This is a genomic window from Paenibacillus sp. FSL P4-0338 (genome assembly GCF_038002365.1).
Lineage (GTDB): Bacteria > Bacillota > Bacilli > Paenibacillales > Paenibacillaceae > Paenibacillus_AQ.
Map to the genome: position 1 here is coordinate 1,623,770 of NZ_JBBOCG010000002.1, position 15,402 is coordinate 1,639,171.

The following is a 15,402-nucleotide window of genomic DNA, read 5'->3' on the forward strand; positions in this document are numbered from 1 at the left end:
TGGTTCTCTGAATGAAGAGAACCAGGGCTTTTTGCTGATTGCCCAATGTATGCGGAAAACAGTATCCAATTGTAATCGGAAAACCGATTACATTGGGCGGTACGAGGGCTGACGGAGCGATTGTAATCGGAAAACCGATTACATTGGGCGGTGCAAGGGCTGACGGAGCGATTGTAATCGGAAAACCGATTACATCGGGCGGCGCGAGGGCTGACGGAGCGATTGTAATCGGAAAACCGATTACTTTGGGTGGCACGAGGGCTACCGGGCTGATTGCAATGGGGCGGTGCGGGGGTGAGTGGTCCGGATGTGTGCGAAAAACAGCATACAATGGCAGGTGGCGGGTGAGCGTGCCGGATGAGCGCACCGAATGTATGCGAAAAACAGCATACATTCGGTGCGGAGATGAGCAGGCCGTATGCAGGTCCAAGGGACCGAATGAGGGGCGATGCTGCCATTTGTTACTTATGCGTAATATTATATAACACAAAATAACCCGATTTTAACTTTTCTCTTTCCAACAGCGGTCATTTTATCTATAATGTTACATAAAGTAACATATGAATCGAATGAACCTATTATGAAGGTAGAGAAGGAGGGGTGGCTATGCATCTTACAGTGGAAGAAGCGTTGTCCATTTATCCTTTATCCGAAGCGAAGCTGATTGCCGGGTCCAAGGGGAAGCACAGGATTGTGAAATCGATCAATGTCATGGATGCTCCCGATATCTCGGACTGGATCAAGGAAGGGGAAATGCTGCTGACCACAGCCTATCTGATCAAGGACAGCCCGGAGGAAGCTTCGGCATTGCTGCAGATGCTGAACCGGCGCGGGTCAGCGGGGCTGGGCATTAAGCTGGGCCGGTTCTGGGAGACTGTGCCGCCGCCCTTGATTGCGGAAGCAGAGCAGCTGAATTTCCCGCTGATTGAGCTGCCGTTCCAGTTCACCTTCTCCGACCAGATGAACGGCTTGTTCCGCGCAGAGCTGTCGCGCAGCGTGGGCACCCTGCAGAGCATGATGGAGAAGCAGCGGCTGCTGATGCGTCTTGCCTTGCGTTCCGGTCGCAGCCGTCCGCTGCTGGACACCGTCTCGGAGATCATCGGTTCCCCGCTGGCTGTAATCAGCAACCGGGGAACGGTAGTATTTAACAACTCGGGGTACACCGAAAGTGAGCAACTGGAAGGTTGGCCCTGGCCGCCACGCAATCAGCGCTTCCGTCTCGGCGAAGGCACCGGCTACCGGCTTCCGCTGCTGCAAGCCGGGAAATGCCTAGGTTACCTTCATTATTGCGATATTGATCCCTTGCTGCTGCCCGTGGAGGAAAGTCTGTTCGTCCAGGGGGCGGAGTTGATTTCTTATCATATGCATACCGGGCTGGAGGATTATTTCGAGCAGGCCGGACACCGTGAATTCAGCGGGCTGCTGCGGCGGTTCCTGAATGACGGGCTGAAATACGCTGAGCTGGCACAGGCAGCGCTCCGGCTGGAGATTACGCTGCTTGAGGCCCCGTTTCAACTGCTGCTTACCGATGTGGCTGCTGCGGGAGAAGCCCGGCAGGGAGAGCTGCTGCGGTTGAAGGAGGAGTATTCGGAGCATCCGGTGCTGCATGGCCTGCAGGCGGTCCACTTCCTGGTGGAAGAGGGACTGGTGTCGCTGTATCCGGCCGGGCCGCATCAGCCCGAGGAGTTCCGGGCACTGATTCAGGAATGCTTCGACAACCTGAAGTTCGATAAAGGTTATTATCCGCAGTCCGCTGTCAGCAGTGTGAAGCAGAAGCCGGAGGGGCTGAAGGAAGCTTTTGCCGAGATTAAGGAATGTATGGGCATGGCCCGGCAATGGGGCGCACACGGAAATGTGGTGCATTACCGCCAGCTGGAGCTTGATCTGCTGCTGAGCAAGATTCCGGCAGAGACCATGGAGCGTTATTACAGCGGAAGCCTGCGGGGGCTACTTAGCCGGGAACCGGAATATGTTAAGGAGATGCTCCATACGCTGGAGGTCTACCTGGAGAATGACGGCCATGTGAACGAGACGGCCAAGAAGCTGTTCATTCACCGCAATACGGCCACTTACCGGATTGAGAAGCTCAGTGAGTTGCTGGATGTCGATTTCAAAAAAATCAATGATCTCATGAAGCTGAAGCTGGTCTTCCTGTTCCGCAGAATGCTGGAGCGCGAATAACAGCCGTCCATGAGCAGATTGCCAAAAAAAGGAGTGGAGAACCATGAAGGTGGCCGGAATCTTTTTGGCGGCAGGCCGCAGGAATGGAGCAGGGGCCTCGGAAGGTTCTCTGAACAGGGCGGGCGCGGGTTCAGCAGGTGCGGCGATGCTCAGTGAGCTGGAGAACTGCGGGCTTGCGCCGCTGGTTGTGGTGGTTCGTGCGGATGATCCTTTGGGCTGGCTGCCTCCTGCCGGGAAGGCGGAGAATATGCGGCGGATTGAGACTTGCCTGACGGCCCATTTGGGCCTGTCCTTCTCACTGCGCTGCGGCTTGAATGCTGTAGCTTCGCTTCAGCCGGATGCAGTGGTCATTGCGGCGGCGGATCAGCCGTTTGTGGCAGCCGCTCAGATCCGCCGGTTCATCCAAGCGTATGAGCAGCACCCGGAGCTTGATTATGTCACGAGTGCACAAGAAGGATTGCTGATGCCGCCTACCCTGTTCTCAAGCGCGCTGTTCCGCGGACTTCAGGAGCTGGACGATGAAGAGGGCATAGCTGCCATTATGCGGACCAAGGAGTATAAGGGGCTCATCCTGCCTCAAAAGTCTGTTCAGGCGTTCGCAGAGCCCGGGCTGCCGGAGAGCTTCGGAGGGTACCGCAGAGAATGGAGCGTGCGGAGCGGCAACAGACAGTAAATTCGATATTTTCTAAATTGATGTAAGCCAATATCACATAATTTAAGTTAAATTTTGAGATGACTTCGTGCATGAAGCACAAAAGCGACCCCTCTTCTTATCCACCCACACAAAGCTATGTTATATAAATTTACGTAAGTGCTGCTCCTCAGTATAGTAGAGATACATTAATGGCTATAGCCATTAGGAGAGATATCCTGGAGGAGGAGAATTATGAAACAAAGGGGTCAGGCATTCAAATTCAGCATCATCACGATGTTCCTGCTGGCGGTGGTTCTGACGGGGTGCGCGAAGAATAATACGGCGTCTAATACAGATGCAACTGCAACGGCGGCGCCTCCGGCGGCAAGTACACCGGCAGGCGGTGAGGCAGCGGCAACAACAGAGCCGGCAGCGGAGAAGCCGACGGTTGCTTTTGTCTATATCGGGCCTCCGGGTGACGGCGGGTATACGTATCAGCATGATCAGGGCCGGCTATATATGGAGAAGGAGCTTGGGATCAAGGCGGATTTCGTGGAAAATGTACCGGAAAGCGCCGATGCCGAGCGGATCATCACAGAGCTTGCGCAGAACCATGACATCGTGTTCACCACAAGCTTCGGCTATATGGATTTCACCTTGAACGTGGCAGGGAAATTCCCTAACGTGAAGTTCATGCATGCCTCCGGCTACAAGACAGCCGAGAACATGGGAACCTACTTCGGCAAAAACTATCAGGCCAGTTATCTGTCCGGGATCGCGGCAGGTAAAATGACAAAGAAAAATCATCTCGGCTATGTGGGAGCCTTCCCGATCAGCGAGGTGATCTATAATCTGAACGCCTTCACGCTGGGCGCGCAGAGTGTCAACCCGGCGGTGAAGGTGGATGTGGTGTGGACGAATACCTGGTATGACCCTGCGACGGAACGTCAGGCGGCAATCAGCCTGCTCGACAAAGGGGCGGATGTCCTGCTGGCGTATCAGGATTCACCGGCTACCCTTCAGGCTGCGGCGGAACGGGGAGCTTTTGCCGGGGGGAATGACTCGGATATGAGCAAGTATGCACCGGACAACTACTTAACCAACCCTGTATGGAACTGGGGGCCTTATTATGTAAAAGCTGTTCAATCCGTGATGGACGGAACTTGGAAAAGTGAGCAGTATTCCGGCGATATGGCTGACGGCATGGTGGAGCTGGCGCCATTCGGCAACAAGGTTCCCGAGGATGTGAAGAAGCTGGTGGAGGACGCCAAGGCCAAGATCATCAGCGGCGAGCTGGAGGTATTCACCGGACCGATCTCGGACAACAAGGGCAATGTAACTGTTAAGGACGGCCAGAAGCTGACCCTTGAAGAGGTGCTTGGCATGAACTGGCTGGTCAAAGGTGTCGAGGGCACGATTCCGCAGTAACAGCTGCTGCAACACATCTTCATACAGCACAGCCTTACGGGTGGGGCGGGGTCCGGATACCGGAGCCTTCCCCACCTGTACTATAACTACCCGGAAAGGAGCGTAGCACTATGCAGGACCCTTCGGTTGAAATGCGCGGGATAGTGAAGACATTCGGTGCTGTAACGGCCAGCGATCAAGTTGATTTTTCGGCAAATGCGGGAGAGATTCACGCGCTGCTCGGGGAGAACGGGGCGGGGAAAAGCACAGTCATGAGCATGCTGTCAGGGGTGTACCGGGCGGACGCCGGAGAGATTCTCATTCATGGCAAACCGGCCAGAATCCGTTCCCCGAAGGATGCGGCAATGCTTGGTGTAGGCATGGTCTTTCAGAACTTCAGACTGGTGCAAAGCCTTACAGCGGCGGAGAATATCGTGCTTGGCGAAAAGTCGTCTTTCTGGCGCGGCAGCAGATGGATCAAACGTAAGCATGAAGAGATAGAGGGGTTTGGAGAAAGGTTTGGCCTGAAATTTCCCGTCGACCGGCCAATCTGGCAGCTGTCTGTCGGCGAGCAGCAGCGTGTTGAGATTGTCAAAACGCTATACCGCGGGGCAGACATCATCATCCTGGATGAGCCGACTTCGGTGCTGACACCGGGAGAGGCGGAGCAGCTGTTCGGGACCCTTCAGGTGATGAAGCAGGCGGGAAAGACGGTGATCATGACCACGCATAAAATGAAGGAGGTCATGACCTCCTCAGACCGGATCTCCGTGATGCGCAAGGGGAAAATGATTGCTTCGCTGATGACAGGCGAGACGGATGAGCTGGAGCTGGCCCGGCTTATGGTGGGCCGGGAGGTTGCGATCAGCCGTCAGGAGCGCGAGGCAACGGCCGGAGAGCCGCTGCTGATTGTCCGCGATCTGGAGGTCGCAGCAGATCATGGCCGCAAGGCGCTGGATGCCCTGTCGCTTACGGTTCATGAAGGCGAAATTGTGGGCGTGGCCGGCGTTGCGGGCAACGGGCAGAAGGAGCTGGCTGAGGTATTGACGGGACTTAGAGCTTGGAGGAAGGGCGAGATCCGATTTGACGGCAGTCCTGTGAAAACAGCTTCGGTAAGAGGGGCGATCGATTCGGGCATCTCGCATGTGCCGGAGAACCGGATGAAGAGCGGTCTGGCCGGACGGCTGGGGTCAGTTGACAACCTGCTGTTCAAGTCTTACCGCAGCGGGGAGCATTCCCGGTTCGGCTTCCTGAAGGCGGCCAGGAACCGCTCCTGGTCGCAGGAGCTGGTCCGCCGCTTCAATGTGAAGACGCCTGAGCTGGATACTCCTGTGCAGCAATTGTCCGGCGGGAATCAGCAGAAGCTGCTGTTCGCCCGCGAGGTCAGCCACCGTCCGAAGCTGATGGTGGCCGTGCATCCGACGCAAGGGTTGGATGTCGGCGCGGCGGCAGGGGTACATGAGCTGCTGATGGAGCTGCGCAGCTCCGGGAGCGGGGTGCTGCTGATCTCCGAGGATCTGGATGAACTGCTGCAGTTATCCGACCGTATTCTGGTGATCTACGGAGGTTCAATTATAGGCGAGAGCGACCATGAGCAGGCGGACCGGGAACAAATCGGCCTGATGATGGCCGGTATCCGGAGCAGGGAGGGAAGTGCGGTATGAGTCCGAAGCCTGGAAATGAATCTGCAACGCTTCCGCCGCTGGCGGGGCGCAGCGGGAGGTGGTACTCCCTCAGGCTGGAATATGATTCAAGCCGTACCCGTTCACCGTGGTGGACGCCTATTCTGTCGGTTGTTCTGGCGCTCCTGCTCTGTGCGGTGTTCATCGCCGCTAATGGAATGAGCCCGCTGGTTGTCTACGAGAAAATGTTCCGGGGAGCCTTCGGCACCTCCTACGGCTTCACTGAAACCATGGTCAAGGCTATTCCGCTGCTGCTCTGCGGGCTAGGCATTGCTGTAGCTTACCGGATCTCCGTGTGGAATATCGGGGCGGAGGGACAATTGACGGTAGGTGCTATGGCGGCTACTGCGGTAACGATCTACTTCCCCAGCCTTTCTTCCTTCTGGTCCATTACGCTGATGCTGGTTTTCGGTACAGCGGCCGGAGCCTTGTGGGGTCTGATGACGGCGGTGCCGCGAACCCATTTCGGTGTCAATGAGCTGATTACCTCGCTGATGCTGAACTACGTGGCCTTGCTGGCTCTGGATTATGTAGTATTCGGCCCATGGAAGGACCCGAAGGGGTTCAACTTCCCGGGTTCGCCGATGTTCACCGCTGCCCAGTCGCTGCCGGTTCTTGGCAGCACCCGGCTGCACATCGGGCTGATCTTCGGCCTCGTGGCCGTGCTGATCTATTATCTGATGATCCGGTTCACCCGCTGGGGCTATGAGCTGCGTCTAATCGGCGCCAATCCCACAGCCGCCCGTTATGCGGGCATCCATATCAAGAAGCATATTATCATCGTCATGCTGATCAGCGGCGGTCTTGCCGGGATTGCCGGCATGGCCGAGGTGTCCGGGGTTACGCATAAGCTGATGCAGGGGATCTCCCCGGGCTATGGCTATACGGCGATCATCGTAGCCTGGCTTGCCAAGCTGAACCCGCTGGGCCTGGTTGTGACTTCGATTCTGTTCGGCGGCCTGATTGTGGGCGGCTATAGTGTTCAGACGATCGGACTGCCTTCGTCCATATCGGAAATGCTGCAGGGCGCGATCCTGTTCTTCCTGATTGCCGGCGACATGATTCACCGGTTCCGCATCCGCCGGAGCGCATAACAGCATTCTCGTACAGGAGGGAGTTCACTCATGGATTTCACTACACAATTATTAATCGCCGCTATCTCCGCCGGAACACCGCTGCTGCTGGCTACGCTGGGAGGCATTCTGACCGAACGGGCCGGCATTATCCAGCTCGGCGCGGAGGGGCTGATGCTGATGGGGGCAGTGACGACTTGTATCGTCTACATCCGCAGCGGGAATCTCATCCTTGCGCTGCTCTCGGCGGTAGCCATTACCGCTCTTCTGGGTATGGTTCATTCGTTCTTATGTGTCACGCTGAGGGCGAATCAGACGATGTCGGGCCTGGCGATGACGCTGTTCGGCAGCGGGCTTAGCGCTTATGTGGGTAAGTCGATCAGCGGCATTCCGCTTCCCGGCAGTTTGCCGAAGCTGGATCTGGCGGCGCTGAAGCCGGTGCCGGTGCTCGGGGAGCTTTTTGGAAGGCTGGATATGCTGACCTGGTTCAGTCTCCTGCTCGTCCTTGTGCTGCATCTGCTGATTCATCATACCTCGTGGGGACTGCATCTGCGGGCAGTCGGCGACAATCCGGCCACTGCGGACGTCATGGGGATTCGTGTGCAGCTGATCCGTTACTGCTATGTTACTGCCGGAGCGGCGCTGATTGGACTGGCCGGTGCGGATATGGTGCTGGCGTATGCGCCGACCTGGAATGAAGGGCTGACCGCCGGACGGGGCTGGATCGCCGTGGGTCTGGTGATTTTCGCCAGATGGAATCCGCTGCGCGCGCTCTTCTGCGCCTACTTCTTCGGAGCGCTCGATTCGCTGGGCTTCCGTATTCAGCTGCTGGGGAGTGCGGTGCCGTCCTATTTTCTGAAAATGATTCCTTACGTCGTAACCATTCTCGTATTGATGTATCTGGGATACCGCAACCGCAACAAGCCCTCCGGTACGCCGGAATCACTGGGAACACCTTATATCCGTGAACAGCGGTTCTAGGCCTGAAGAGCACAGGCGGCAATATATAAATTAGAGGGATGGGGGCTGGCGTATGACTATACCGGCGGACCGGTTGACTCTGAAGCAGATTAACTCGATGGCAAAACAGGACTTCGTGGAGCAGCTCGGAGGTATCTTCGAGCATTCCCCTTGGGTAGCAGAGGGGGTGTACAGCAAGCGTCCGTTCGATTCGGTGCAGGAGCTGCATGCTGCCATGATGGAGATCGCACGGCAGGCGGAGCCGGACCAAGTGCTGGCGCTGCTGAGAGCTCACCCGGATCTGGCGACAAGACTTGCAGTCAGTCCGCTCTCGGCGACTGAGCAGCAGGGGGCCGGACTGGACCGGCTGACACCGGAGGAATTCACACAGCTTACCGGACTGAACGCTGCCTATACAGCGAAATTCCGCTTTCCGTTCATCTTCGCTGTACGGGGCAAAACGAAAGAAGACATCCTTACCGTCATCGGTGAGCGTGTGGACCGTCCGCTTAAGGAGGAGCAGGAGCAGGCGCTGCTGGAGATTGGAACAATCACTCGTTTTCGGCTGGAGGATCTGCTGGGGGCGGAATAGAGGCAGGTCACTGCATATTATAGGAGGAAGGTGACGCAAATGTCTGGAATGAACGGACGGCTGAGCACCCATGTGCTGGATCTCTCACAGGGCAAGCCTGCTGCGGGCCTGTCGCTTCAGCTCTGGCGGATGGATACCGGAGGGCCTGTGCTGCTGCGTGAGGCGCTAACGAATGAGGACGGCAGGCTGGACGCTCCGCTGCTGGCTGGAGAAGAGATGCTGGCCGGAAGCTATGAGCTGCTATTTATGGCCGGTGATTATTTCCGGGGCACTCAGGCTGGTGCCGGAGAACCGGAGACGGAGGAGGAAGCGGGGGCTGTTGTTCCGTTCCTGGACCAGATTCCGATCCGCTTCAATATGCCGGACCCCTCCGCCCATTACCATGTACCGCTGCTGGTTGCACCTGGAGGATACAGCACTTATCGCGGGAGTTAACACGGCAGTCCAGTGTACCGCTGCATCTAATCTTAAGCCAATAGACCGGAGGTGGGCCTATCATGAAGGAAGAAGGTTATGAGCTTATCATCAGGAACGGACAGGTGGTCCTGCCCGAAGAAGTCCGCAGGCTTGAGATCGGAGTGAAGGATGGCAAAATCGCTGCACTGGGCGAAGACTTACAGGCCTCGTCCGGGACCAGAATTCTGGATGCGGAAGGGCAATACGTGCTGCCCGGTATGATCGACATGCATGTTCACTTCAATGAGCCTGCGCTCGGTCACTGGGAGGGCTTCCGCAGCGGGTCGGCTGCTCTTGCGGCCGGCGGCTGCACCTGTTATGCGGATATGCCGCTGAACGGGAATCCGCCGACGGTGAGTCTGGAAGCGCTCCGGCTGAAGGCGGAGGCCGCAGCCGGGAACTCGGCGGTGGATTATGTGCTGTGGGGCGGCCTTATGCCAGGGAATCTGGAGGAGTTGGAGGGACTGGCGGCAGCGGGCGTTACCGGGTTCAAGGCCTTCATCTCGAATCCCGGCGGTGAAGGCGAAGGGCGGTTCCGTGAGGTGGACGATGATACCCTGTATCAGGGGATGCTTCGGATCGCCGCAACCGGCGGGATTCTCGCCCTGCATGCGGAGAGTGAAGCGATAACCTCGACGCTTGGGGCGGCGGCAATACGCGCCGGGCGCAGCAGCGCGAGGGATTTTGCGGCTTCGCGCCCTCCGCAAGCGGAGCTTGCGGCTGTAGCCAGTGCGCTGCTGTATAGTGAGCGGACCGGCTGTAAGCTGCACTTCGTCCATATCAGCACAGCGGCAGCCCTGGAGCTGATTCATGAGGCCAAGCTGCGCGGCCTGGATGTGACCGCAGAGACCTGTCCCCATTATCTGATTCTGGATGAAGACAGCATGGAGACCCTTGGGCCGCTGGCCAAGTGCGCTCCGCCTCTTCGCAGCAGCGGGGAGCGGGACCGGCTTTGGACGGCGCTGGCTGCGGGGCAGGTGGATCTGGTTGCTTCCGATCATTCCCCCTGTCCGCCCGACTTGAAGCTGGCGCCCGGGCTGTCGTTCATGGAAGCCTGGGGCGGGATCTCAGGAGCCCAGAGCAGTCTGGAATTGATGTTCCATGAAGGCGTTCATGTGCGCGGCTTGCCGGTTACGCAGATCTCGGCGCTGCTCTCCGGGCTTCCTGCCCGGCGGTTCGGGCTGGAGGGGCGCAAGGGCTCCATCGCACCGGGGCTGGATGCAGATCTGGTGCTGCTTGATCCAGATGCAGCCTATACCCTGCGTGCAGAGGATCTGTTGTACCGCCACCGGCATAGCCCCTATGTCGGAATGACGTTATCCTGCAAGGTAACGGCAACGATCTGCCGGGGCAATACAGTCTATACTGCTACGAAAGGCGTTGTTGCTGGCAGTGGAGGAGAATGGCTGCGGATCAGGCACAGCCAGCCCGGGCTATGAAGCCGCCGGTCCCGCATGTCCCGGCCGGGGAGATGCTGAAGCTGTTGGATGAACTCGCAGCCTATAGCGCCCCGGGTCCAGGAGTTACCCGGCTGTTGTATACGCCGGAGTGGCAAGGGGTTCAGCATTTTTTGCAGGAGAGAATGGCTGGACTCGGGCTTGAAGTCCGGATGGATCAGGTGGGGAACATCTATGGCACACTGGCCGGTTCTCAGGTCAGCGATAAGGTTATCCTGACCGGCTCGCATATCGACACGGTAGTCAATGGCGGACGGTATGACGGCGCTTATGGAGTAGCGGCTGCTGTAACTGCGCTGCATTATCTTCTGGAGACCTTCGGTCCGCCGCTGCGGACGCTGGAGGTAGTATCCTTCTGCGAGGAAGAGGGCAGCCGCTTTCCGCTGACGTTTTGGGGCTCGGGGAATGTAACCGGGCTTTATAACGGGAAGGAATGTATAGACTGCGCAGATGCGGATGGAATCACGCTGGCGGCTGCGATGGCGGCCTGCGGCCTTGGGGAGAGTGAAGGGTTGGCTGCTGAAGCTGCGGCGGGTCTGGAGCAGAGTGGCGGAAGCGGGAGTGGGGAACCGGAAGCTGGAGCAACAGCGGGTCTGCAGGAAAGCTTCTGGCACAGTAATAGTCCTGTGCGCAGTGATATTGCCGCGTATGTCGAGCTGCATATTGAACAGGGGATTATTCTGGAACGGACGTCCCGGAGAATTGGGGTTGTGCAGGCTATCGCCGGACAGCGGCGGTATCTTGTCAAGGTAGGCGGGACGGCCAATCATGCAGGGACTACGCCGATGGGGTTAAGGCAGGATGCACTGGCTGGTAGTGCGGAGATGCTGCTGGCCCTGGAGCGGTCCGCCCTGGCGGAGGGTGATCCGCTGGTAGCCACAACGGGGCGGCTCGAGGTCTATCCGGGTACATCCAATGTAATTCCCGGCGAAGTGCAGTTCACGCTGGACATCCGGCATAGCGAAACCGGGGTACTGGAGCGCTTCTGCGCAGCTATCCTGGCAGAGTTCGCAGAGCTTGGCCGCAGGCGCGGCCTGACACTTGAGGTACAGACGCTGCTGGAGACAGCCCCTGCTCCTATGGATCAGGAGCTTCGCACAGCTCTTGAAGAGATCTGTCTCCAGCAGGAGAAGCCTTACCTGAGCATGGTCAGCGGTGCGGGCCATGATGCCCAGTTGTTCGCCCCGCGCTGCCCGTCCGCGATGATCTTCGTGCCCAGCCAAGGCGGGATCAGTCATTCTCCTGTGGAGTACACCTCCCCGGAGGATCTCGCTGCTGGACTGGAAGTGCTGACAGCTATATTATATGGATTAGCTTATGAATAAGAGACGACCAAGCTTAGAGTTGTAATCTTAATTGTGTAATAAACAGCGGGGGCTGATCACTTAGAAGTCTGGAGGGGGGAGAATCATGAAGCGGTACGAAGATTTGTCGCCGTCCTTGCGGTGCATTATGACCCCCGGCCCCGTGGAGGTTGATCCGCGTGTGCTGCGGGCGATGTCTTATCCGGTGCTGGGACAATTCGATCCTGAATTCACAGAGATCATGAATGAGACGATGGAGATGCTGCGTGAGCTATTCGCCACCAAGAATCAGTGGGCGTATCCGGTAGACGGGACTTCGCGTTCCGGCATTGAGGCGGTGATGGTCAGCCTGATTGCGCCGGGGGACCGCGTGCTGATTCCGGTCTTTGGCCGTTTCGGCCACTTGCTCCATGAGATTGCTGAACGCTGCGGCGCTGAAGTACTCACGATTGAACAGACCTGGGGCCGTGTCTTTCCCCCGGAAGAGGTAATTGCAGCTATACGGAGGTTCAAGCCGGATGTGGTGGCAATGGTTCACGGGGAGACCTCTACAGGCCGTGTGCAGCCGCTGGCCGAGATCGGGCGGGCCTGCCGGGAGCAGGATGCGCTGCTGATTGTAGACGCGGTGGCGACGATCGGCGGGGTGCCGGTAGAGACGGATGCCTGGATGCTGGATGCCGTGGTCGGCGGAACGCAGAAATGCCTGTCCATCCCTTCAGGTATGGCCCCGGTGACGTACAATGACCGGGCTGAGGCCAAGCTGCTGAAGCGCAAGCAGGTAGAGCGCGGACTTAGAACTGCCGCTGCTGCTGTCAGCGAGCTGCCCGTGGTACGCAGCAATTACCTGGACCTGAGTATGCTGCAGGATTACTGGAGTCCCCGGCGGCTCAATCACCATACAGAGATGACCTCCATGCTATACGCTCTGCGTGAAGGCTTGCGGCTGGTCCTGGAGGAAGGGCTGGAAGCGCGGCATGCAAGGCACAGATTCCATGAGCAAGCCCTTACTGCCGGACTGTCAGCTATGGGGCTGGAGTTATACGGGGAGGCGGATAGCAAGCTGACGGTGGTCACCTGTGTGCACATTCCGGCGGGCATAGACGGGGAATCCGTCCGTTCCATGCTGCTGCAGCGTTTCGGTATTGAGATTGCCAGCTCCTTCGGGCCGTTACAAGGCCAGATCTGGCGGATCGGTACCATGGGCTTCAGCTGCCGGGAGAATAATGTGCTGCGTCTGCTTGGCGCGCTGGAGGCCGTGCTTATCCGCCACGGGTATGCGGTACCTGCCGGACAGGGTGTTCAGGCGGCACTTGACGTATATGAGTCATAAGTAAGATAATCATACACAATGCGATTTCTTTAAGTGACGGCTTGCGCCCCTGGAGGGGTGTCAGGGCCGTTTTTTCTAAATAGATAACTGGAAGGGAGTGCACATGATGACTTATACACGACAACCATTGGCTGATTGCGTGCCTGAGCTGGTAGCTACAGCCCGGGGAGATCAGAAGGCTACACTGGTCATTACGGGCGGCAAGCTGGTCAATGTCTGCTCCGGGGAGATTCTGGACGGCATGTCCGTCGCTGTACAAGGCGGGCGCATTGCTTACGTCGGCAAGGACGTCTCCCATACGATTGGGGAGAGAACGCAGGTTATTGATGCGGCGGGCAGATACATTGCTCCCGGCCTGATTGACGGACACTGCCACATCGAGAGCACTCAATTGACGGTGACTGAATTCGCCCGCGCTGTATTGCCGCTGGGGACGACCGGAGGCTTCTTCGATGCCCATGAGATTGCCAACGTGTTCGGGCTTAAGGGAATTAAGCTGATGCTGGACGAGATGCGGGGAACGCCGCTGGCTGCTTATATGCAGGTGGCTTCCTGTGTCCCTTCTGCGGGTGCGGAATTTGAGACAACCGGCGCGTCGATCGGACCGGAGGAAGTAGCGGAGGCTTACACCTGGGGCGAGGATGTGATCGCACTCGGCGAAGTCATGAACTTCCCGGGAGTGGTCTACGGCGATGAGAAGATGATCGGAGAGATCCAGGCCACGCTGCGTGCGGGACGGTATGTTGACGGGCATTTCACCTGGCCGGCGAGTGACTGGAGACTTCCGGTCTATGCCGCAGCAGGGGTGACTGGGGATCATGAATGTGTGACAGCGGAGGATGTGATCGAACGCGTACGTCTGGGGATGTACGCCAAAATGCGCCGCGGCTCTGCCTGGCATGATGTCGCCAAAACCATCACGGCGCATACCGAGCACGGGCTGGACCCGCGCCGGATGATGCTGGTGACGGATGACCGCAGCTCCGAATCGCTGCGCGATGAGGGGCATATGGATTTTGTCGTACGCCATGCGATCTCCCAGGGGGTGAAGCCGGTCACGGCTTTTCAGATGGCAACGATCAACACCGCCGAGCGCTTCGGTGTAGCCCGCGATATCGGCTCTATCACGCCTGGCTCCTGCGCGGATATCATTCTGCTGGACGGTAATCTGGCCGATGTTCATGTGGTCATGACGATTGCAGCTGGCGTTGTTGTGGCTGAGAACGGCAGCATGACGGCTGAGCTGAGCCCGTACACCTACCCGGATGAAGTGCTGGCCTCTGTGCATCTGCAGCAGCCTCCGGTTCCCGCAGACTTTGTGATTCATGCGCCGATTGAGGAAGGTGTTCTGGCCACGCGGGTCATCCAAGTCATTGAGAACCATGTGGAGACCGGCGAGCTGATCATGAGCCTGCCAATAGCTGGATCGGAGCTGGTGGTGCAAGACGGTCTGTGCAAAATCGCTGTTCTGGAGCGGCACAAGGGAACCGGCAACAAATCCGTCGGGGTTGTACAGGGCATCGGCTTCCGCGAGCCTGCGGCCATAGCGATGACCGTAGCTCATGACAGCCATAATGTGCTGGTCATCGGCAATGATGATGGACTGATGGCGCAGGCGGCTGCCGCCGTGGCGGAAGCGCAGGGCGGTGTTGCGGTGATTACCGCTGCCGGAACCACCTTGTTCCCGCTGGCGATTGCCGGACTGATGTCGGCAGAGCCGTTTGAGATTGCCGCCGCGCAATCCGCTGCCATCAGCAAAGCGCTATATGATGCGGGGTGTACGCTGAACTATGCTTTTATGACCCTGTCTCTGCTGGCCCTGGCGGTTATCCCCGCACTGCGGATTTCCGATAAAGGCCTGGTGCGGATCTCCCCCGAAGAGGGTATTCAACTGGTACCGTTGTTCGTTAGCTAAGGGGAAGGCACACTTTTATTCTAATATTGGGCTACTGGGCCATTCAGTCTATTGCAGACTGGGTGGCTTTTTTTGTTGCTTAAATTATATGAAATACCGAATACAATCAGTGCTGCTGCGATGACGTATGGCTCCATGCTCCGCAGCCAGTAGCATTTGTAGGGAGTTCCTGCAAGATGTCCAACAATGCTATGTATTAGGTTTGATACTCCTACTCTTAAACAGCGGAGCGGGCGGAATGATTGTGGAGAAGCGGAGCGGTCGCCTTTGTATCCGGATTTTCACCGATTAGGGGAATGAGAAAAATCTGGATACAAGAGCGATTGGAACAACATTCCGTTTGCGGAGCGTGCTCCGAAGCGTCGCCGTAATTCATACTCCATATCCTGCACCATTATGTCCTCGTCTGTG

The 15,402-nt window shown here is 57.7% G+C and carries 12 protein-coding genes; all 12 read left to right on the forward strand.

Annotation, left to right across the window (positions count from 1 at the left end):
* Positions 1-606: 606 nt before the first annotated feature.
* The 12 genes from MKZ07_RS31155 to MKZ07_RS31210 all read left to right on the forward strand — a co-directional run bounded on the left by MKZ07_RS31155 (position 607) and on the right by MKZ07_RS31210 (position 14,991).
* Entirely contained in the window at positions 607-2,181 is a 1,575-nt protein-coding gene (locus MKZ07_RS31155) for a PucR family transcriptional regulator (RefSeq protein WP_341029383.1), read from the forward strand.
* A 43-nt stretch (positions 2,182-2,224) separates the two neighbouring features.
* A complete protein-coding gene (locus MKZ07_RS31160; protein ID WP_341029384.1) occupies positions 2,225-2,854 on the forward strand; it encodes an NTP transferase domain-containing protein in 630 nt (209 codons plus the stop codon).
* A gap of 213 nt (positions 2,855-3,067) precedes the next feature.
* Entirely contained in the window at positions 3,068-4,243 is a 1,176-nt protein-coding gene (locus tag MKZ07_RS31165) for a BMP family ABC transporter substrate-binding protein (RefSeq protein WP_036691135.1), read from the forward strand.
* 110 nt (positions 4,244-4,353) lie between these two features.
* On the forward strand, positions 4,354-5,886 hold the full coding sequence (locus MKZ07_RS31170) for an ABC transporter ATP-binding protein (protein WP_341029386.1): 1,533 nt from the start codon (positions 4,354-4,356) through the stop codon (positions 5,884-5,886).
* Positions 5,883-6,998: an ABC transporter permease gene (locus MKZ07_RS31175; protein WP_036691132.1), complete on the forward strand. Its 1,116-nt coding sequence runs from the start codon at positions 5,883-5,885 to the stop codon at positions 6,996-6,998. Before MKZ07_RS31170 ends, MKZ07_RS31175 begins: the two co-directional genes overlap by 4 nt.
* Positions 6,999-7,028: 30 nt before the next feature.
* On the forward strand, positions 7,029-7,958 hold the full coding sequence (locus tag MKZ07_RS31180; protein ID WP_036691130.1) for an ABC transporter permease: 930 nt from the start codon (positions 7,029-7,031) through the stop codon (positions 7,956-7,958).
* A gap of 52 nt (positions 7,959-8,010) precedes the next feature.
* The gene (gene uraD, locus MKZ07_RS31185) at positions 8,011-8,529 is read left to right on the forward strand and encodes a 2-oxo-4-hydroxy-4-carboxy-5-ureidoimidazoline decarboxylase (RefSeq protein ID WP_341029389.1); all 519 of its coding nucleotides are present in this window, start codon (positions 8,011-8,013) and stop codon (positions 8,527-8,529) included.
* 48 nt (positions 8,530-8,577) lie between these two features.
* Positions 8,578-8,964: a hydroxyisourate hydrolase gene (uraH, locus tag MKZ07_RS31190; RefSeq protein WP_341029817.1), complete on the forward strand. Its 387-nt coding sequence runs from the start codon at positions 8,578-8,580 to the stop codon at positions 8,962-8,964.
* 62 nt (positions 8,965-9,026) lie between these two features.
* Positions 9,027-10,424, forward strand: coding sequence for an allantoinase AllB (gene allB, locus MKZ07_RS31195; protein WP_036691126.1), 1,398 nt, complete (start codon positions 9,027-9,029; stop codon positions 10,422-10,424).
* A complete protein-coding gene (locus tag MKZ07_RS31200; RefSeq protein WP_235218336.1) occupies positions 10,388-11,767 on the forward strand; it encodes a Zn-dependent hydrolase in 1,380 nt (459 codons plus the stop codon). Before allB ends, MKZ07_RS31200 begins: the two co-directional genes overlap by 37 nt.
* A gap of 85 nt (positions 11,768-11,852) precedes the next feature.
* Positions 11,853-13,076: a pyridoxal-phosphate-dependent aminotransferase family protein gene (locus tag MKZ07_RS31205; RefSeq protein ID WP_341029392.1), complete on the forward strand. Its 1,224-nt coding sequence runs from the start codon at positions 11,853-11,855 to the stop codon at positions 13,074-13,076.
* A gap of 106 nt (positions 13,077-13,182) precedes the next feature.
* Positions 13,183-14,991 (forward strand): adenine deaminase, encoded by a 1,809-nt coding sequence (locus MKZ07_RS31210; protein ID WP_076160670.1) that lies wholly within the window; start codon positions 13,183-13,185, stop codon positions 14,989-14,991.
* Positions 14,992-15,402: the final 411 nt, after the last annotated feature.

Bases quoted from the DNA above. Each gene is read 5' to 3' on its own strand.
- MKZ07_RS31155 (WP_341029383.1), top strand. From the start codon at position 607: ATGCATCTTACAGTGGAAGAAGCGTTGTCCATTTATCCTTTATCCGAA.
- MKZ07_RS31160 (WP_341029384.1), top strand. From the start codon at position 2,225: ATGAAGGTGGCCGGAATCTTTTTGGCGGCAGGCCGCAGGAATGGAGCA.
- MKZ07_RS31165 (WP_036691135.1), top strand. From the start codon at position 3,068: ATGAAACAAAGGGGTCAGGCATTCAAATTCAGCATCATCACGATGTTC.
- MKZ07_RS31170 (WP_341029386.1), top strand. From the start codon at position 4,354: ATGCAGGACCCTTCGGTTGAAATGCGCGGGATAGTGAAGACATTCGGT.
- MKZ07_RS31175 (WP_036691132.1), top strand. From the start codon at position 5,883: ATGAGTCCGAAGCCTGGAAATGAATCTGCAACGCTTCCGCCGCTGGCG.
- MKZ07_RS31180 (WP_036691130.1), top strand. From the start codon at position 7,029: ATGGATTTCACTACACAATTATTAATCGCCGCTATCTCCGCCGGAACA.
- uraD (WP_341029389.1), top strand. From the start codon at position 8,011: ATGACTATACCGGCGGACCGGTTGACTCTGAAGCAGATTAACTCGATG.
- uraH (WP_341029817.1), top strand. From the start codon at position 8,578: ATGAACGGACGGCTGAGCACCCATGTGCTGGATCTCTCACAGGGCAAG.
- allB (WP_036691126.1), top strand. From the start codon at position 9,027: ATGAAGGAAGAAGGTTATGAGCTTATCATCAGGAACGGACAGGTGGTC.
- MKZ07_RS31200 (WP_235218336.1), top strand. From the start codon at position 10,388: ATGGCTGCGGATCAGGCACAGCCAGCCCGGGCTATGAAGCCGCCGGTC.
- MKZ07_RS31205 (WP_341029392.1), top strand. From the start codon at position 11,853: ATGAAGCGGTACGAAGATTTGTCGCCGTCCTTGCGGTGCATTATGACC.
- MKZ07_RS31210 (WP_076160670.1), top strand. From the start codon at position 13,183: ATGACTTATACACGACAACCATTGGCTGATTGCGTGCCTGAGCTGGTA.